Origin of the sequence: Methylocystis sp., assembly GCF_051061225.1 — a bacterium.
Taxonomy (GTDB): domain Bacteria; phylum Pseudomonadota; class Alphaproteobacteria; order Rhizobiales; family Beijerinckiaceae; genus Methylocystis.
The window spans coordinates 1-17,563 of sequence record NZ_JBPFEB010000007.1 but is presented as its reverse complement, the minus strand read 5'-3'; the positions used below and the strand labels follow the sequence as shown (position 1 = coordinate 17,563).

General features: G+C 57.7%; 19 protein-coding genes, 1 pseudogene and 1 riboswitch. Of the genes and pseudogenes, 12 read left to right on the top strand and 8 right to left on the bottom strand.

Features of this window, described 5'->3' with window-relative positions:
- The 7 genes from ACR652_RS02680 to ACR652_RS02650 all read right to left on the bottom strand — a co-directional run.
- Window positions 1–215, bottom strand: a 215-nt coding sequence (locus ACR652_RS02680) for a transposase (RefSeq protein WP_434504980.1), incomplete at its 3' end; no start/stop codon positions are given.
- A 1,652-nt stretch (window positions 216–1,867) separates the two neighbouring features.
- Window positions 1,868–2,839 carry a histidine kinase dimerization/phosphoacceptor domain -containing protein gene (locus tag ACR652_RS02675; protein WP_434504979.1) on the bottom strand — a complete coding sequence of 324 codons (972 nt, stop codon included), beginning with the start codon at window positions 2,837–2,839 and terminating at the stop codon, window positions 1,868–1,870.
- Between the two features lie 133 nt (window positions 2,840–2,972).
- On the bottom strand, window positions 2,973–3,380 hold the full coding sequence (locus ACR652_RS02670) for a VOC family protein (protein WP_434504978.1): 408 nt from the start codon (window positions 3,378–3,380) through the stop codon (window positions 2,973–2,975).
- Between the two features lie 215 nt (window positions 3,381–3,595).
- On the bottom strand, window positions 3,596–4,078 hold the full coding sequence (locus ACR652_RS02665; RefSeq protein ID WP_434504977.1) for a trypsin-like peptidase domain-containing protein: 483 nt from the start codon (window positions 4,076–4,078) through the stop codon (window positions 3,596–3,598).
- Window positions 3,997–4,434, bottom strand: a complete 438-nt coding sequence (locus ACR652_RS02660) for a hypothetical protein (protein WP_434504976.1) — start codon at window positions 4,432–4,434, stop codon at window positions 3,997–3,999. Before ACR652_RS02660 ends, ACR652_RS02665 begins: the two co-directional genes overlap by 82 nt.
- Before the next feature lie 266 nt (window positions 4,435–4,700).
- A complete protein-coding gene (locus ACR652_RS02655; protein ID WP_434504975.1) occupies window positions 4,701–5,066 on the bottom strand; it encodes a hypothetical protein in 366 nt (121 codons plus the stop codon).
- Between the two features lie 852 nt (window positions 5,067–5,918).
- The gene (locus ACR652_RS02650) at window positions 5,919–6,167 is read right to left on the bottom strand and encodes a hypothetical protein (RefSeq protein WP_434504974.1); all 249 of its coding nucleotides are present in this window, start codon (window positions 6,165–6,167) and stop codon (window positions 5,919–5,921) included.
- A 1,457-nt stretch (window positions 6,168–7,624) separates the two neighbouring features.
- Between ACR652_RS02650 and ACR652_RS02645 the strand changes: the two genes are divergently transcribed.
- The 8 genes and pseudogenes from ACR652_RS02645 to ACR652_RS02610 all read left to right on the top strand — a co-directional run bounded on the left by ACR652_RS02645 (window position 7,625) and on the right by ACR652_RS02610 (window position 13,162).
- A complete protein-coding gene (locus tag ACR652_RS02645; protein ID WP_434504973.1) occupies window positions 7,625–8,047 on the top strand; it encodes a nuclear transport factor 2 family protein in 423 nt (140 codons plus the stop codon).
- Window positions 8,048–8,092: 45 nt separating this feature from the next.
- Window positions 8,093–8,335 carry a hypothetical protein gene (locus ACR652_RS02640; RefSeq protein ID WP_434504972.1) on the top strand — a complete coding sequence of 81 codons (243 nt, stop codon included), beginning with the start codon at window positions 8,093–8,095 and terminating at the stop codon, window positions 8,333–8,335.
- A gap of 97 nt (window positions 8,336–8,432) precedes the next feature.
- Window positions 8,433–8,750 (top strand): hypothetical protein, encoded by a 318-nt coding sequence (locus ACR652_RS02635; protein ID WP_434504971.1) that lies wholly within the window; start codon window positions 8,433–8,435, stop codon window positions 8,748–8,750.
- Window positions 8,747–9,181: a hypothetical protein gene (locus ACR652_RS02630; RefSeq protein WP_434504970.1), complete on the top strand. Its 435-nt coding sequence runs from the start codon at window positions 8,747–8,749 to the stop codon at window positions 9,179–9,181. The genes ACR652_RS02635 and ACR652_RS02630 overlap by 4 nt, the downstream gene beginning before the upstream one ends.
- Before the next feature lie 510 nt (window positions 9,182–9,691).
- Window positions 9,692–10,588 carry a hypothetical protein gene (locus ACR652_RS02625; RefSeq protein ID WP_434504969.1) on the top strand — a complete coding sequence of 299 codons (897 nt, stop codon included), beginning with the start codon at window positions 9,692–9,694 and terminating at the stop codon, window positions 10,586–10,588.
- A 13-nt stretch (window positions 10,589–10,601) separates the two neighbouring features.
- Complete coding sequence (locus ACR652_RS02620) at window positions 10,602–12,143, top strand: HK97 family phage prohead protease (protein WP_434504968.1); 1,542 nt, start codon at window positions 10,602–10,604, stop codon at window positions 12,141–12,143.
- Between the two features lie 321 nt (window positions 12,144–12,464).
- A pseudogene (locus tag ACR652_RS02615) lies at window positions 12,465–12,782 on the top strand (recombinase family protein); the annotation flags it as partial.
- Complete coding sequence (locus ACR652_RS02610) at window positions 12,728–13,162, top strand: plasmid partitioning protein RepB C-terminal domain-containing protein (protein ID WP_434504967.1); 435 nt, start codon at window positions 12,728–12,730, stop codon at window positions 13,160–13,162. The pseudogene ACR652_RS02615 and the gene ACR652_RS02610, both read left to right, overlap by 55 nt.
- A 196-nt stretch (window positions 13,163–13,358) precedes the next feature.
- Here the strand turns inward: ACR652_RS02610 and ACR652_RS02605 are convergent, their stop codons facing one another.
- Complete coding sequence (locus ACR652_RS02605) at window positions 13,359–13,580, bottom strand: tyrosine-type recombinase/integrase (RefSeq protein WP_434504966.1); 222 nt, start codon at window positions 13,578–13,580, stop codon at window positions 13,359–13,361.
- 342 nt (window positions 13,581–13,922) lie between these two features.
- Window positions 13,923–14,034: riboswitch (SAM-I-IV-variant riboswitch) on the bottom strand.
- 194 nt (window positions 14,035–14,228) lie between these two features.
- Here ACR652_RS02605 and ACR652_RS02600 point away from each other — a divergent pair.
- The 4 genes from ACR652_RS02600 to ACR652_RS02585 all read left to right on the top strand — a co-directional run bounded on the left by ACR652_RS02600 (window position 14,229) and on the right by ACR652_RS02585 (window position 17,440).
- Window positions 14,229–14,594 (top strand): H-NS family nucleoid-associated regulatory protein, encoded by a 366-nt coding sequence (locus tag ACR652_RS02600; RefSeq protein ID WP_434504965.1) that lies wholly within the window; start codon window positions 14,229–14,231, stop codon window positions 14,592–14,594.
- A gap of 112 nt (window positions 14,595–14,706) precedes the next feature.
- The gene (locus ACR652_RS02595; RefSeq protein ID WP_434504964.1) at window positions 14,707–14,976 is read left to right on the top strand and encodes a hypothetical protein; all 270 of its coding nucleotides are present in this window, start codon (window positions 14,707–14,709) and stop codon (window positions 14,974–14,976) included.
- Window positions 14,977–15,275: 299 nt separating this feature from the next.
- Window positions 15,276–15,659, top strand: a complete 384-nt coding sequence (locus ACR652_RS02590) for a tetratricopeptide repeat protein (RefSeq protein ID WP_434504963.1) — start codon at window positions 15,276–15,278, stop codon at window positions 15,657–15,659.
- A gap of 545 nt (window positions 15,660–16,204) precedes the next feature.
- Window positions 16,205–17,440 (top strand): DUF6538 domain-containing protein, encoded by a 1,236-nt coding sequence (locus tag ACR652_RS02585; RefSeq protein WP_434504962.1) that lies wholly within the window; start codon window positions 16,205–16,207, stop codon window positions 17,438–17,440.
- Window positions 17,441–17,563: the final 123 nt, after the last annotated feature.

Here is a 17,563-nt window from a genome sequence, read left to right as displayed (position 1 = left end):
ACACCGAGCCGGCTCCACCGGATGAAACGATTGTAGAGCGTCTTGGGCGGCCCATACTCCTTGGGCGCATCCTTCCATTGCAAGCCATGCTTGATGACGTAGACGATCCCGCTGACGACGCGCCGGTCGTCCACTCGAGGGACGCCGTGCGACAAGGGAAAATAAGGGGAAATCCGTGCCATCTGCGCTTCACTGAGCAAAAACAAATCACCCATCAAAGTCTCCATTTCGGAGACCTTGAATCACGCCTCAGTCAAAATTAATAGGTCCTAAGCCTAATGAACTATGGTTTAACAATGTAACACATTAAGCTGGGCAATAAAGCAGGAAAAGCTGAGGCGCCAACGCTTACGGTGTCCGAACACACGGAAATTCTACGGGGCTCTTTTAGTAGAGGCTGACGAGCAGATCGTGCTGGGGTGGGAGTGGTTGGTCGAGCAAAACGAGAAGATAAGAATATTGCGCTGTCTGGGCATCGATCATGCAAAGGAAATCAGAGAGGCCGGCTCTCAGGTGTCAACGTCCTCGACGGGAGAGAAGCGTTGCGCGTAGCTGGCTGGGCGTGGAACATTCTCAAAGACGAGCGTCTCATGGGTGACGATAGCTGGCACTGACGCATAGTGCGCCACCACGTGTCGCTCGATCAGCTCGCGCGTGTCGCGTGGCAGGGCCTCAGCGCCTAATCCGGCTTAAGAAGCGATGAGCCAGTTGCTTAAGTAGATCGTCTCGATGCGCGATCCTTAGCAGCCGTGCTATCAGCAGCTCTACCAGCCGGTCAGAGACCCGCGATGCGTGGCTCGATTCCGGCTCTGTAACTTTAGCGCTCTCTATTTCCGCCGCGGTTTCAACTGAGGCGATACTAGCTTGCAGCTTGGTGAGTTGATGCTCGATTGCCTCTCGCTCAGTGGACGACTTCCTATTTTTCCCTGTTTCCATGTCGGTTGCTCTTACCCCCTTGGTCTCTCTTAGAGGCCCTGCCCGCTACTGGCTCGCTATGTTTTTCTCCTGCTGCCGCGGAATCGCGGCCCTTTCCAGTGGCCCCGGAGCACGCAATAGCCCCGTATCTGCGTCGATAATCTTCAACTTGAATGTGAGACCTCCCCAAAATCGGCCACCTTGCGGTGGCCATCAGCACCGGCTGCTTGAGGGAACGGACGGCTCGTGAGTGCTGCCATGCGAGCCGCCCTACAGCCCTCAAGATTGCGCATCATCCTCCGACTGCATTTCCCAACAAGTTGAACGAAGCCGATGTTTCATAAAAAAATCGGGCTACAAGTATTTCTTTTGAAGAAGTGATTCGCTCGCGCGGTTGGCAATCTCCGCAAGTGGCGGAGCTGATCACGCGCGCTACCGTCATTCGACGTAATCGAGCAAGCCCTCTTGCGTCGCCCGCCAATCCGACCGGGCGCCTGCTGCGGCACGCACCTCTCTAGATCGTGAACTGTACGCTTGGAGGCCTTGGAACCTCCATCCGCCAAGACCAGTTCGTGCACATATAAATTATGGATGTTCGACCACCTCTTCGGAGAAAGGGGCCCGAAATCACACCCGAACATCAGTTTGATTTTCGCTTTGGGGTGGCCCCCTTTTTCGCCTTTTGCCAAACGTCGCCCGAACCGTTTGTGAAAAAGCAAGACGAAGCAGCAAGAGAACCATTCGCTGAGGAAGGGGTTCATGAACCACGGCCTGAACCGTTGCACGTAGCGCCTTCGCAAGCTCCCGTTGGAAAAGCTCCGACGCTTGCCGATCATCGTCGTTTGGGTTGACAGGCATCATCCTACCCTCCCGGAGTTAGAACGCTCCCCGGCAATTAGTTCCCCTTAAGGGGAAGCCGCAGATCAGATTGTTCAGATTGCGGCTTCAAGGGTCATCGATTCTTGAATTCGACAGTCAACGAAGTGCCACCACGGTGACCTACTTCTAGCGAGCCACCAAGTTGCGTGGCGAACGCCTCCATGATGCCCATGCCAAGCGAGCCAGCTTCTGCGTCGGTTGTCTGCGTGCTCCCCGGACCGTCGTCTTTGATATTCAGGTGAAGGCGCCCATTCGCGTCCTTAGCCAACGAGACCTCAAAGCGTGAACCCAGTCCTTTTGAAAAAACATGCTTAGCGGCGTTGAGCGCCGCCTCGTTCACCAAGAGCGTCATGGCCGTCATCTGATCTATCGTCAAATCGGATGCTCCGCTCACATCGATCCGTACTGTCACCGGCAACTCCCGAAAGGCGCTCGCAATCATCTCTTTCAAGAGCGGTTCAAGACCTCTGTCATAGGCGGTTCCATCGTTGAGGCGGCGATGCAGTTGCGCCATCGCCATAATCCGGTCCTCTGCCGCAGTGAGCGTTTCGGCCGCAGCCACAGGATTGCGCAAGTTGCGCTGAGCGTTTCGCAGCAAAGCGACGACCAACTGGAGATTGTTGGCGACCCGGTGCTGAAGTTCGGCGAAAAGCGTTTCTTGAACGGCTTTCGCTAACTCCACGCGCCGGATTGTCTCGCGGAGAGCGGCCATGACGAGCACCAGAAAGCCACCGACAGAGACAAAGCTGACAAGCGCCCCAACAGTGTTCTTATCCTTGATGGCGAAGGAGTGCACTGGCTCCAAAAAGAAATACCACGCGGTGCCTGTTGCGAGGCTGAGGACGAAGGCTCCCTGTCGCCAGCCACAAATTAGCGTCGTAACGACTATCGCTGGCCAGAAGGTCATGAATTTCATTCCGCCCAGAAATGGCTCAAACAGCACCCTAACCGCGACGCTTCCGGTAAAAAGCCCCAGAGCGACGACCCACGACAAGAGTCCCTGACGCTTGATTGAAACCCGGCTGATCTGGTGTACCCAAGGCATAGGCCACCTTTACGGCTCCGCTAACTGCTATGCTCCATAACAAGGGTGAAGCCAGCATGTTCCACAAGAGGCGGGTGGCTGGCTTTTCGTTACGAACCGGCGTTGGCGGGAAGGATCGAGGTGAGAGAGGCGATCAGCGTATCGGGGGGCCCTTGAGTTCTACAACGTTGCCCTCAGGGTCCTTGACGTAGATCGAAGGACCAACGCCTTCGGCCCCGTAACGCATGGCCGTCTTTCCAGCCTCGATCCCATGGGCTACGAGGTGACGCCGGATGGCTTCCTCGTCGAAGGGATCGACTCGAAAGCAGAAATGATCGAGATTTCGTCCTTCCTTGCCCGGTGCGGCGCCTCCGGCTTTTCCTAGCTCTCCATCCACTGGCACGAGGTCGAGTAGCGATCGACCGGCCCTTAGCTGTATCAACCCAAGGTCGTCGAGACGCCGCTCTACCGTGCAGCCGAGAGCGTCGCAGTAAAAGGAGAGCACGGCGTCAAGGTCCTTAACGCGGAGAACGAGGTGGTCGACTTCCCGGATATGGATCATGGTCTTCCCGCTGGTTCTCAAGGCTGCCGGAGATAAGATCGGCACGGGGCTCCGTGGAGGCGCCGACAGCTCCCGTAACTCCACCCTCCATATCTATCTGAAAAGCTCACCCACTGGGCGCGCCCCGTCTGCCATTACGCCAAACCCCAACGGGTTACGTTCAGCATCGTATTAAGAGCGACATGGTGTTTGCGCGAGCGGCTACTTCAAGCGCATCAAGGTGTGTCTTTGAGGGGCTGCCAACCGCAAAAGGGGACTCCGTTGGCGTCCAAGAAATTGGCGAGCAGCGACGCCTTTATCGCGAAGTTCATGTTTTGCGCGATGTCGCCTGTGGCGTGCGCGACTCGGAGGACATTGAGCTTTGCCACAACGACGCCGACCACATTGCCATCTTGATCCATCAGAGGCCCCCCGCTGTTCCCGGGTTGAACGGGCTCGGTGATTTGCAGGTAGCGCGTGTCGTCGCCCAAGCCTGCGGCGGCAGCAACCGTTCCTGTCGTGAAGTTCCCCCCGGTTGAAAGGATGCCAGATAGGGGGAAGCCATATACCGAGACGCTTTCGCCAACTCGCACGCCGCTGCGAAGGGATGCGGGCATGCTCGTCTTAGTGGCTGTTTTCAACGACGCCAGATCATTCGCCGTGTCACTGAAGCGGCTTCCTGCCGGGAAAGGCTCGGCGTCACTTGAACAGTCGAGCATCCGTCCACGACGTGGGCATTGGTGACAGCAAAGCCTTCCGTCGAAACAAAGAAATCTGTTCCAGTGGACTCACGGGTCTCGGGTCTCTGGGTGGATGTTCCCGGCGTCGGCTCCTTGCGCTCGTCGGCTGCGACCGGGGTCGATGGTGGCGCATGCGCCTCAAGCAGATAGGGGTCCATTGCGAAGAAACGCAGGGTGCCGGTTCCCTGCTGGTCGAAAGTTGCCGCCCAGACAAAGCCCTTGCCACCGGCAACCCTGTAGACCGGCAAGTTCATGCGCGCCGATTGGTGAAAGTCGCCAAGCAGATCGACGAGGATACCCACGTGGGGCGCGCCGCCACGCGCAAGCACGTTCAATCACTCCTGCTCAGAGGTTGAAGTTGAATGTCTTTCCATATCTCGATGCGCGCCATCATGCCGCCGGGACCATCCGTGAGTTTTTTGATCTGCGGGGAGACCTCGAACCGACCTGAGAGGCGAGAAAGCTCCTGCTCAATCTCATGCACCCGAGAAGTGGGCGGGTTTGATCGATTGGTTGATATAGGCGACCACCCCATCGGCAGAATGAAGGATCGAGGTTGTAACATCGACCTTCTCCCCCCGGAGCGCCTTGCGCTCCTGCCTCACGCATCGATGAAGCCGGGATAATCCTCGCTGGCTCTGCATTTATACGCTGTAGACGCTTGATTGGGGAGCGACCAAGCCGCCAACGGCGAGACCACAGGAGTCTTGTCCACGGCAGCGAGCGCCTGTGAGGCAAATGTTACGGGCGGCTGTGTTAAATCCACTGAAATTCTCAGCCAACGCTCCGGCCCTTGCGAGGGGCGCCTCTCCGTTCCGAGCAAGTATGCGGTGGGCTTGAAAGCCGCCCGCCAGGCGGCCTCGCGGTCGGCATCCTCTTGCTCGAGGACGTTGATCGTTGCTTCTACGGCGGACCTGACGGTAAGGACATCAGTCTCCAGGGTATCTGGGAGCGCTTCCAGCACCATCCTCGCGCTGCGTGACCCGAGGTCGCCGCGGCAGACCTGGTCAATCCGCCGAACGCCCTTAAAGATGTTTCTGCAGCCACACCGCCGCGCCAATTAGCCCCGGCGCACGCCCAATTCTTTCAGGCAGTTGTCTATGAATTCGTGGATTGGATAGTGCTCAGGCAGCCAGACCTCGTTTGACGCAGAGAGGCTGGCGACGTTTCCCTTGGATTGCCGTCGTTAGTAACGGCCGCATCCCACGCAGCGTCTTGCAGGGCAGGTATTCGCCGGGTAGAGGAAGCCATGCGGTCCCGGCGAACAACAAGCCGTGCTCAAGGACGGGTCGGTGATGTGCATCAAAGTTCATGGTGCATGCCCGGAAACAAATGATCCGCTGTCGTATCACGCTACCCCTTCTGCACCCGCTTCACCGGGGATCACCAACTGAAGCCGGTTGCTCGGAAGAAAATGGAGTGGAGGAGCCAAATGAGATGCAGCAGGGGGGTGGCACCCCACCGTGAAGTTGCCTGCCTCTATAGGAAAGCCACAGCGTCGGGTTCAAGTCGGTCCTACCGAATACTCAAACGTATTCCCATCGAAGCCCGCCTGCGGATTTCTGCTTCCCTCGACACGTCGAATGAATCCTTTGAGGGCACACGAGAATGCCTTCACCACTGAGCAGGTCGGCAGCGTCGGAGCCACTCGCATAAATTACGCCCGTATCGATGCATCTAACCGGTTTCTTCTTGTCAGCGTTGGAGTTCCGACGGAGGATCGGACGTTCTTTCGGCATCTCGCAGAGCCTTGATAAAGAAGTCTGGCTGCCTGCTCGGCAACTCGTACGTCGTTTGTCGCTTCAGAGGAGAAGGTTGCCTACGCCTCGCAGTCCGCGGAAAACTCGGCGAGAAAACATTCAAGCACTATCGTCAGATCGATCGCGTATTTGTAGGCGCCGAGTTTCTGCATGCCTTGTAGATCGCGAAGGATCATCGCGTGCACTTCTGCGTGGCCTCTGTGCAGATTAGACAGATAGCCGCAGAGCAGGTGACAGTAGCGACCGTCGGGACGAAAATTCTGTTCCTCGTCGTACGATTTTCCGATGCAAGTTGAACAGTCGATCATCGGTGGAACGTCCCCATGCTGCGGTGCTTGGCGTGAAAGGGCAACCCGCCTCCCCCTGAACCCTAAACACGAATCCTTGCTTCTGCTTGGGGACCGGATGGTTTGAGGGTCAAGAGACCTACGCCTTACCCGCGTGTTTGATGTGGTAAAAACATCGGTTTTTGTAGATGACATCTCGTCGCACGAAACTAGTGGATTAAAAATAGTCAACAGACAAATTGTGTGGATGGCCCTAACTCTTCGGTTTGGGGATCGGCAAGCGAGTAACTCCTTGGTGAGAACCTGATCACCAGAGGTTACTATCTGGGGCGCGGACGCGAGTATCCCCCAAGTCGGGGCGCCGGTGCCGATCCTATCGAACGGCAGTGTTTCTGCGGGCTGTGTCTCGCTCCAGACGCGCATCTACAGGCATGGCTACGTACATGGCTCTCGTACGAAATGGAAGACCGCTCGGCGATAGGCATGAGATCCTGCACGACACCGCCACCTCCCAGAAGGGAACTGGGACCCGCCTAAGTCGTTGTCTTCAGAGACCACAAGCGTTGGAGGTTCCTATGCGACTTTCGACTGCGAGCTTTATCGCTGCAATGGCGCTCGTGCTCGTAGGGCAGGCGTCTGCCGTTGGGAGAAAGCCATGCGGCCCCGGCGAGCAAGAAGTCATGGCCAAAGATCGAACAACGATGTGCGTTAAAGCCATCGGAGCGCGCCCCGGATCGAAAGACCATGTCGTGTATCAGGGGTTGCCGTCGGCTCTGGGGTCCGCAGGCACGACGAGGTGACGTTGGTGTTCGTTTGAGCGGGCGAGGTCGCTTGCGGTTCTCGGGAAGGCCGTGCGGGACGCTGTAATTCCGACAACCGGCGGAGTCGGTGCGATTGTTGCAGGCGGTGAAGGAAACGCAGGAGATAGCCCTTGGACGAAGGCTTATGAAGGCGGGTTCGGATTTGCGAGCCAGTAGAGGATGCAGAACCCGGCGGTAAGCAAACCAGAGCCAAAAAGCGTCCCCGACACCCGCTCATAGACATCAGCAAGCCGACAATCGCCACATAGATCGGTGTAGGGTCGCGTTCAGGCGCTTCTCTCTGAAGCTTGCGTCGCCATCCCATCTTCGAGACCTCCTTCAAGCGCGATCTTTTTTTGTTCTCCCCCTCGTTAACCAGCCGTTAACCACTCAGCACGAACGTCGTCTTGCAACGTCAGGACGGCTGCCTTTTTCCAAACACCCGAGCCCCAAGGCGACAAGGCTGGCGTTGCACCACTCTCCCGGGCCCTGCCCACCTGCTCCTCAGCATTCTAAGTGACCGCAGTGCTCAATGTAATCATGAACACGATGGCTCCCGGCCCCTGCATGGACTGCACCCCCGTCGCTTGAGCGGAGGCGGTAGACGGTTTTTCTGGAGGACGCTTGCTACATTCTCGGGAGAGAATTACGCTTCAGCAGACAAGCAGCGAGGCGAATATGTCTGTTGAGGATCGCAATGTCGCTATTTTGCAAGAAGCCTATCGCCGCTGGCATGACAGCAAGGGCGGGAGCATTGAGCACTGGTCCAGCATCCTTGCGCCTGAGGTCGATTTTCGCTCTCTCGCACAGGGCCAGCCTGAACCGATATCTTTCACGAAACCTCGACAGGGGCCGAGCGATGTTGAGAAATACCTGAAAGAGTTGACTGCCGACTGGGAGATGATCGATTACGTCGTGGATCGTTTTGTCGCTCAAGGCGATCACGTCGTTGCGATTGGTCGCACTGCATGGCGAAACAAATCGACCGGCAAGGTCGCCGACACTCCAAAGGTGGATTTGTGGCGCTTCAGCGCCGAGGGGAAAGCACTAGAGTTTTTCGAATATTATGACACCGCCATGGTTATAGCGGCCGCCAGCTAGTTCGGGGGGTGACCGAATGGTGTAGGTTTCGATTTTAAAACAGACTTGCTTGAGCTTCGCGACGCGTTCAAACGATACGCCACCGGCGACGTGCAAGGGGGTAAGAGCGACGGCAGGGTCGATCCCGTCGCCGTCCTCGAGGACATCGCCCTTGACGACACGGCGCCCCACGCGGCGCGCGTCAGCGCGGCAAAGGCGCCGCTCGAGCGCGGGCGCCCGCCAACGGCGGCGGATAAGCCGGGACAGCCGAAGCTAGTCTGGATCAAGAAGGACGCGACCAATGGCTGAGCCCATGACGCTCGTCGCGACCTAAGGGGAAACCGGCCTGCACGCGTTCCAGTCCGAGGACCGCATTCACTCGACCGTGATCCCGGAGCTCGACGCCGTGCACGCCATCGACAACGAGGCCGCGCTGGCCGCGTGGGCGGCCGACGTGAGCCGGTTGCCCGAAAGCCGCCTGCACGCGGCGGAGCGGATCATGCAGCCGGCCGCCGAGCGGGAGGCGCGGCGGTTCCGGCAGACTATCGACGTGGAGAAGGTGCGGGCGAGCGTGACCGGGCTCGGCAACCTGCAGCGGGCGCATCCGGGCTTCTACGCGAGCCTGTTCGATCCTGTCCCACCGCCAGGCGAGGGACCGCAACCGGCGCGTCGCCCTGCGGCGCACGCGGAGGCGTTGAGCGCGGCCCAGGAGGCCACAAGATGAGCGCCGCTCTCAAAGCCCCGCCAACGCCAGACGATCCGCCGCCCTTGTGGGCGAACATCATCGCGGCCATCCCGCCGACCTTGCGCCAGATGATGTTGGACCAGATCGTCGCCCTCAGCCGCGAGGCCGCGGCCGCCCACGTGGAGGTGGAGCGGCTCCGGGAGCCGAGCCGGGCGGAGTGGGTGCGCCAGCGCGACGACGCGATCAGGGAGGCGTTGGCCTCCTGTTTCCCCGGCGAGACGCCCTCGGGCGCGGCGAAGGCGCTGGCGGCCGAATTGCGCAAGTATGCCGCCGGCGGATGGACTCGCGAGCGCGACCTCGAGACCATGCCGAACGGCAGTTCTGACCTGCGCCTTCAGATGCATCGGATCATGCAGTTGAGCGATGGCAAGGTGCTCGCGTGGCGCAGGCTGCTCCAGATCGCGGCCTGAGTCAGGAAAACCGCCGCCCTCGAGGCCGCCGTTAGAACCCTGCCTTCACCAAAACGCGGGATTTCGGAGCAACTGGAGCGCAAGCCCAGATGCAGTCTTTCTCTGCCAGACCGCGGCAGTATGGTTCGTATAGGCCGCTATACCAGTTTGAATAGGAAATCGGCGCCGGCGGAGAAAGCATGGCGGGGTCAGGAACATACGTTTCAGGTGGAACACGAAGGATCGGGACACATGCCGTAGGAACCACGACGCAACAGGCTCCCGCTTTCACTTGGCTTGAGCTGCCTGCAAAACATACAACAATCAGCGCGAGGCTGAGATACTTTGTCATGGGAGTCGTCCTGACCAATTAGGCAGGCGGGTTGCTGCTTTTCTCCAACTGGAGCAGGCATCCACACTAGCAAGCGTTACCGCAATGATCAGGTGCCGGCGACATGGTTTGCACTTTTTGACCTCGAAACTGCAAACTGACCCGCGCCATCATGCCAGCACCCAAAGAGGTGCCAACGCATGTCTTCTTTCCTATCCTGTATCCTTGGCGACGCGACGCCCGAGACCCTGCCGTCGGTCGAAGCAGTCGGCGCCGCCCCCGACCAGATCGAGCAGACCCGCCGATCCGACGCGGCCTCCCGCGCGGAGCTCATTGAACGCCGCCGCGCGGCGCTGGCCAGTGATGAGCCCGACTCGGCAATCAAGAAAATCGACGCTCAGATTGACGCGCTCGACCTCGCGGCGGAACGAATTGAAGTCCTCACCCCAAGGTTGCACCGCAGGCTGGGCGCGTTGCAGGCGGAGGCCCGTCGGGAGACCCTCCGCACCCTGGAACTTGCCTATCGGGAGATCGAGCCCGACCTCGATCGCGCGATGCAGGGCGTGGTGGAGCCCTTCGCCCGCTTCCTCGAGATCACGCAGAACTTCGACGCCTGCGGCTTCGCGAACGAGGCGCGCACTATCGTTGTCCCGCCGCCGATCTATGCCGCCGGGCTCGTTTGCAACCATGCGACCCTTGAAGATTGGCGGCACCAGCGGGAGGCCTTGAGCGATGCGCGAGCTCGGGCGGCAAACCCTGTTCCGGCGCCGACGCCGGCGACGAAATCACTGACGCTAGCGAAACTGCGCAATGAGCATCATGCAAACATCAAACGCGGAACCGCGAACGGGCAGGACGTGATCGCGGACGTGCATTCCGGCGCGATGACCGGCGGCGGGCTTATTAAGGTGAGCCTGACGCACGACTACGCGAGAAATCCTGAGGCGGGATTTCTGCTTGGAGGGACGCCGCCCGGCGTGCTGCCCAGCGCCAATCCGGCCACGTTCCCTAGCACGATCCCGGCCGGGACCGTCCTTACGGTGACGGCGGCCGAGGCGGCGGCGTTGGTGGCCGTGTCGGCCGGGACGCTCGTTTAAGGAGGCCGTGACTATGCAGCATAAATCCATTGGCTCGATTATCAGCAATGCTTCCGGCCTTGGCCCGCGCTCCGTGCGCTTGATCGCCTCAACGGAGAGTCCGGATCGGGGTAACGGCCAGATGGCTATGCCCGGTTGCCGTCTCAATGCATATCTCAAAAACAACGTCGTCTTGTTCAATCATCAGCCCGACTGCCCGGTCGGCAACGCGCAGGTGGAAATCAAGTCGGGCAGGCTGGAAGCCTTGGTCACCTTCGCGCCCGAGGGCGCCAGCGATGAGGCCGACGAAGTGTGCTCGCTGGCCAAGGCGGGCGTGCTGAAGGGCGTGAGCATCGGTTTCCTTCCGATTGTCCAAGAGCCGCTGGAGGGTGGCGGGTACAAGATCAAAGAATGGGAATTGTTAGAAATTTCCATTGTTGCGATCGGCATGAACGCCGAGGCGTTAGTCGTGCAACGCTCGATGGGCAACCACCGCGCGAAAGGGGCGATAAACGGGGATCATGATTACGAACTCCGCCAGCGCCAGATCGAGGTTCTCGAGTTGAAGCACTCGCCTCATTACGGCCTGTCCCCTCTGGAAGAGGCAGCCGTTCGGCGTTATGAGCTCGCCCGCCTGACGGCAAAAGGCAAGCAGCAGGAACGCGACATTCGCAACGCCTTCGTGTTGTTGCCGCCAGCGGTAAGACCGGGAAGACTACCCAGACCACTCGCAACACCCACATACAGACCGTTGGGTACGGCACAAGCAGCAAGAGCAGGCAAGGACCTTTCAAGCTCCACCAAGAATACGATGGGGGCGACGTTTAGGATTGTTCTGAAGGTCGCACGGGACGATGGCGTCATTAATGCGGTTCCGAAGACGCCGAGAACTAAGCAGAAAGACAATCCCCGCCCCTTCCTTCGCTTCTATCCCCTCGTCGAGAAGAGGAAGGACGGCTATCAGGTCCTACTCCGCACCGTTCGGGAAATGGCAAACGACCGCACAGCCATTCGCGGCGTCGCCATCACGGAGGAACTCCACGACATCATCGTCTTTGTGACGCACAGCTTCGTCAGACCGACTACAACTGAGCTATACGCACTGAGGCATGCCGAAATTCAAGTCGCGGAAAACCCCAGCCGGCTCGTTTTCACGGTACGGAACGGAAAGACCGGCTACCGCATAGCGAACTCGATGGAAGCGGCTGTGGATGCCTATCGCCGGGTCAGGGACCGTCACCCTGATGCTCACGGTGAAGACTACGTCTTCCTCCCCGGTTACGCCAATCGAACCACGGCGGCACGGGTTATCCAGCGGCAGTTCAATGCGGCGCTTGAGCGCGCAGGGATCAAGCATGACCCCTTCACGGGGATGGACCACACCGTCTATTCCCTGCGACATACGGCCATCTGCATGCGCATCATCCTCTCCCAAGGAGATGTCAACATCTTCAATCTCGCCAAGAACGCCGGAACGAGCGTTGAGCAGATCGAACGCTTCTATCCCCGCAATCTACCCTTGAGCGCCGAGATGGCGAGGAACCTCCAGACCTTCGGCAAGAGCCCCATCGAGTAGAGGAGCGAGCAAATGGATCACATCGAAATCACGCACAGTACCTGGACGGCGACTGGCAGCCCTACACGGTCACAAAATTAGCCCCTCGCCCTCAGGACCGCGAGGGAGCAACTCAAGCGGCAGTTCCCCGACAAAAGGGGTAAGGGCATCGATGAGAAGGGCGGCTGGTGGATTTTCTGGCTTGAACATGTGCGAGTACCAAAACCTGTCAAGACAAAGGATCGAAAACTCACGATATTGCCGAACGAGTGCCTTGTTTTTCCCGTGATCACCCGCTCTGATCGCAAACGCCATTTTGAAAGGTATCGAGAGCGGCGATCGATGCACAACGCGAAAACCACAAATTTGCGAGCCGCACAGTATGTGCGCATGTCTACCGAACATCAGCAGTACTCGACTGAAAATCAATCGGACAAGATACGAGATTATGCCGCAAGCCATGATATGGAAATCGTAAGGACGTATGCGGATGAGGGAAAAAGTGGCCTTAACATTGGTGGTCGTGACGGCCTCCAACGCCTCTTAGCAGATGTCGTTGCGGGAAACACAGACTTTGAGGTGATCCTCGTTTATGACGTAAGCAGATGGGGTCGGTTTCAGGATGCGGACGAAAGTGCACACTACGAGTACTTGTGCAAGCAGGCTGGAATACGGGTGGTATACTGCGCAGCTCAAATAACTACTCGGCAAGCTACGCGGCAGCGTTACTCGCAGCGACGCCATCAGGCCAGTTGCTTGACCAAACACGCGAGCAAAAATTCAGGGGCGTCACAGCAGACCAAATGGCACGGATGGAACATGAAATGTCGATGGTTCAGAGCAGGTTCAAGGCTGTAGAGCAAGACTACGGAACCTGCGTTCTCAATATGGTTGTAGCCCGCGGCATCTCGAAGCTTCTCGAAAATGACGCGGTCGTGCGGTTTTTGCGCTCGAATTACCCGGATTTTCTCAAGGAGTTTCGAGCCATCATCGACACCGGTTCCCTAGACGAGCGGATGAACAAGGGGCTGACGAACTGAGGGGCAGGCATAAAAGGCGGCCCTGAAACCGCTCGCATGTGCACACAGCGACCGGACGCAGCCCCCGATTGCTGATCAAGCTTGCCACGGCTCATCAGAAACGCGACGTAGCAACTGAGAGGCGACTCCCCCAACCCGGCCTTCGACGACATCCGGCTGATTGTAGATTTCACCGGGGCTGAGCGCCCTGGTGCCATCAGATGAGGTCAACGATACGACGCTGAGCCAAGTCACTCCCCTTAATGTAGCGTTGCGTCGTTGATAAGTCGGTGTGCCCGGCAAGCAACTGCACATCACGAAGGTTCCCGCCAACCGTGGAGATTTTCCGGGCGGCGTTCGTAATGAAGGTTCTGCGGCCACTGTGACTTGAAGCGTCCATGAACCCAAGAGCGCGATACCAGCCCGCGAACATATTCACGACCGCATAGGACGATCAACGTCATAACGGGGGAATGCTTGGATGAATTCGTCAGCTACCCGCTCGTCAATGTACGCGAGCCAAGTTGCGTAGAAAGGCGGTTTTTAGCGGGATGTAGTTCTGCGTGTGGATGAGACGAATTTCAGAGACGGCTTTCTTGTCCGTGATCCACCGATAGGCGTTCCCGCTCAGGACCTTTGCGAAGCAATCTTTCTTCGCGTTTCGCCATCACGATTCTCGTGCCCGCTGAGTGCCCAATGCGAAATAGGGGATGTTGCGCTCTTAAGGTTTCTCGACAAGGATTAGGGACACCATCGTCAGACCTCCCTTTTTTAAGGCTGGCGCTTTCCGTTTAGTTGCCGGATCATCTACGGCCACATCCCACCTTCTGTGGAAACCACCTTGCTCGGAAAGCAGGTTGGTGAGAGCGCCAACTCTCGTCTTGATGTCTTTGTGATCGTCATCCAGGCTGCTTTCGCTGCCAAGACGAATGAATCACGACATTGCTGTGTCCCCCGACCGACCGAAGGTTCCAAATGGAACCCGTAATGGTTCCTGGCTTGATCCCGAAGTTTCCATCGGCCTGACCTTGACCACGGCGTTCCATGGGTTATGCCATTGGACAAAACCTACCGAAGGTGTCCTTCCGTGAGCGAATTTCAAAATCTTTCCGACTCGGAAATCGCTGCGCTCATAAAGCGAGCCGAAGAAGAGCTGGTACGGCGAAAGGCCGCTGCTCGTGACCGCCTCAAGGAGGAAATCGAAGAGAAGCTTCGTGCCTCCGGTCTCGGGCTGGGTGATCTATTCCCCGAAATCGGTGTAGCGCCCCGCAAAGCAGACGGGGAGAGCGAAGGTGCCGAAAAGAAGGCTGTGAAGCCGAAGTATTTTGACCCGGTTTCTCAGCAGGCTTGGTCAGGAAGAGGCGCTCGGCCGCCGCATTGGGTGAAGCGGATCATGGCGGAAAGAGGCTGGACGCTGGAAGAGTTCAAGGCTTCGGGGGAATTCGACGATTGATGGGTCTCCCAGGAAATAGCCTCCGTCCCTTAAAGAGGCTCTCTTCCCTTATGGTAGACGGGGCTTCTGCTTGCCCCATTTATCGACTGAATTCTCGATGAAGGAGTGGCCGATGAAAACCGCTGCGATCGCTTTGCTAGGCTCGCTTTTATTGTCAGGCACCGTCTACGCTCAGGAAGCGGCGGCTCCATCGTCTGAAGACTGCTCCGCCAAGGCCGCCGATAAAAAGCTGGCAGGAGCGGCAAAAAACAGCTTTATAAAGAAATGCGAGCGGGGCGCAGCTCAAAGCTCGTGTGATGCCTCAGCTGCTGAAAAGAAGCTGCACGGGGCTGCGAAAAACAGCTTCGTAAAAAAATGTGTCAAGGACGCAACGGCCCACTAAATGGGGCTAACGAAGACGAATACGCCTCCATGATCTCGTCAAGGGGGGGCAGGACCGGCAGGTCCGCCGATCTGGCGCACCCGTCAATGGCAAAGCCCAACAGGGGTCAAGGCTTGGGTCTCATACTCGCCGATAAAGCCGTTGTTTCGACCACCATCCCAAGACCTTGGCCTTGCCATTAAATCGGTAATGCCCTCTGATTATAGGTTATCGGTGGGACCATCGTGCAGATCCTCGCCGGGCGTTCTGCATTGAACACTACCCAGCACTGTTGTTCAATAACGCACAGAGTCTAAAGTGTGGCGGAAAATGAAGAAGATGCGTTCTCAAACAGTAATGCGGCATTCGGTAATGAATGTTTGTCTTTTTGTTGGTTCTTGTTGTGTTCTGCGGCTAAAGGTAAGGGCATCAAATCTTGCTCAGCAGGAACCCCTGATGAACGAATTGCTGGTTGCACCGCCCTAATAGGAGACCTTTCTCCGTCAGAGTTAGCCGCCGTCTATGACGGCCGTTGCTGGGCCTTTAATCTGCAAGAGGACTATTCGAGAGCGCTAAAAGATTGCGATATGGAAATACAGCTGAGACCAGACTATGCCTATGCGCATAATAATCGAGGGGTTTCTCTCGAAAAGCTTGGCCGTCTGGACGAAGCCCTGTTGAGTTTGAAAAGGCCCTTTCTCTAAAGCCGACGTTCAAGGTCGCGCGAGACAATCTTGAAAGGTTGCGGGGCGGCTTCGGCGCTGAGCGGCCTATTGCTATGCCTAACGAGCGGGGCAACTCACGGATCGGTGGTAGCGGTGTCGCCGGTGGGAATGCCAATTCTATGCCGACCATTAACTGTAACGTCGCTGGGGCGTGCCCCTTACCCCGGGATCAAACATCTAGCGAACCGGTCTCGGGGATAGGCGAACTGGTCTCTGGCACGGCGGGCAAAGGCATTCCGGAGATTCGAAAATCCGCATTGGAGACCGTAGGCCAAAACCGCCGCGACACAGGCCCCGCGCGGGCGTCTCCAATCTCCGCGCCAGCAAAAGCCCACGGACTGTGGGCCTTTCGGCCGGTTCTGGCAAAGCCTCTGGAAAACGGGACTGCGTGGCTGGGGCGGGAGGAGCCTCTGCCTTTGGCGTATTTCTTATTGAAACCTCTGAATATGTTCTTTAAACGAAGGGGTCGTGGTGTACCAAATTGGTGTACCGCTGGTGTTCAATTTCCTTTAGAACCTGCGCAGATGGCTCTCGACAAAAGATACTTGGAAAAGCACGGCAACCAATGGCGTGTTCAGGTTAAGGTGCCTGAACCCATCCGGCATATCATCGGGAAGGCGAAGCTAGTTCGCCCGTTGAAAACCGACAGCCTGGCGAAAGCTAATGCGTTGCGCTGGAACGTGGTCGCTGAGTTCAAAGAGGTGATAGCTTCGGCGCAAAGGCAGCTCCAAGCGGGCAGCGGCTCACTGCAAAACCCAATCATCCGGGATGCGCTCGACTACAGGAAAGAACTGCAGCGGGCTCTGAAGGACCCTAGCTACGGGCAGGAAGTCACTCCATGGGGCGAGGTCATTGCCGATGGCCCAAGGGTAATGCGTTCCCTTATTTCGGAGCGGGCGCAGGAGCTGTCAGAGGAAGGCAACCCAGAGGCTGGTTCGATTTTCCACCGAATAGCCTCAGGGGAGGAAACGCTTCTCGCCACGTTTCTCGCCCAATGGTTGGCAGAATCCTCGATGAAGCCTCGACAAAAGATTGACTACCGAAGGGCGGTCATAAAGCTGGACCGATGGCTGGGGCTTAACGGCCAGGCTTTGACAATTGAAGCCGTCACTAGAAGAGTGGCTGGTGATTACGTGACCAAGGCGTTCGTAGAAACAGGCGCTCACTGGCGGACGGCCAACAAAGACATCTCCTGCCTGTCCTCGTATTGGAGGTGGTTGCTCAGAAAGGGCCACGTTGAGGACAACGTTTGGCAGGGCCAATCCTTGCCAGAGCGTCGTGTTTCCAAGCAAGAAAAGAAGCGGCCGTATACAGACGTGGAAGTTCTAAAACTTCTTTCCAACGATCCTCCTGAGTATCTTATGGACGCCATCCTTATTGCAGCTTTATCCGGGATGAGAGTCGAGGAAATTGCTCAGTTGCGCATAAGAGACATCGAAAACGGAATAATCGACGTCAAGTTGGCAAAGACCCCTGCGGGCGAGAGAGAGGTCCCAATACACTCGTCACTGTCCCACATCTTCGAGCGGCGCTGTAAAGGCAAACCAATGGACAGCTTCCTGTTCGACGAACTGCCTACGCCCGCGGAAGGAAGCCCAGTCGAGCGGTCACAGAAGATATCCAAGAGGTTCACAGATTACAGAAGGCGAATCGGCGTTGACGACAGGCTTCCTGGAGCACGACAATCGAGGGTTGATTTCCACAGCTTCCGTCGATGGTTCTCCAAGAAAGCAGCGGATGCATGTAAATGCCGATTTTAAATTCCCCAGAAGTGCCTAAGTAAAATTCCCCAGTCTGGCGGGCATGGCGATCAGCCTATGTCTCGATCGGCGCCTCCGCTTTTTGGCGGCCGTCCACGGCGCCGGAGGGTCGGCGGGATCGGC

Bases quoted from the DNA above. Each gene is read 5' to 3' on its own strand.
- ACR652_RS02675 (WP_434504979.1), bottom strand. From the start codon at position 2,839: ATGCCTTGGGTACACCAGATCAGCCGGGTTTCAATCAAGCGTCAGGGA.
- ACR652_RS02670 (WP_434504978.1), bottom strand. From the start codon at position 3,380: ATGATCCATATCCGGGAAGTCGACCACCTCGTTCTCCGCGTTAAGGAC.
- ACR652_RS02665 (WP_434504977.1), bottom strand. From the start codon at position 4,078: ATGCTCGACTGTTCAAGTGACGCCGAGCCTTTCCCGGCAGGAAGCCGC.
- ACR652_RS02655 (WP_434504975.1), bottom strand. From the start codon at position 5,066: ATGGTGCTGGAAGCGCTCCCAGATACCCTGGAGACTGATGTCCTTACC.
- ACR652_RS02650 (WP_434504974.1), bottom strand. From the start codon at position 6,167: ATGATCGACTGTTCAACTTGCATCGGAAAATCGTACGACGAGGAACAG.
- ACR652_RS02645 (WP_434504973.1), top strand. From the start codon at position 7,625: ATGTCTGTTGAGGATCGCAATGTCGCTATTTTGCAAGAAGCCTATCGC.
- ACR652_RS02630 (WP_434504970.1), top strand. From the start codon at position 8,747: ATGAGCGCCGCTCTCAAAGCCCCGCCAACGCCAGACGATCCGCCGCCC.
- ACR652_RS02625 (WP_434504969.1), top strand. From the start codon at position 9,692: ATGTCTTCTTTCCTATCCTGTATCCTTGGCGACGCGACGCCCGAGACC.
- ACR652_RS02620 (WP_434504968.1), top strand. From the start codon at position 10,602: ATGCAGCATAAATCCATTGGCTCGATTATCAGCAATGCTTCCGGCCTT.
- ACR652_RS02610 (WP_434504967.1), top strand. From the start codon at position 12,728: ATGGGGTCGGTTTCAGGATGCGGACGAAAGTGCACACTACGAGTACTT.
- ACR652_RS02595 (WP_434504964.1), top strand. From the start codon at position 14,707: ATGAAAACCGCTGCGATCGCTTTGCTAGGCTCGCTTTTATTGTCAGGC.
- ACR652_RS02585 (WP_434504962.1), top strand. From the start codon at position 16,205: ATGGCTCTCGACAAAAGATACTTGGAAAAGCACGGCAACCAATGGCGT.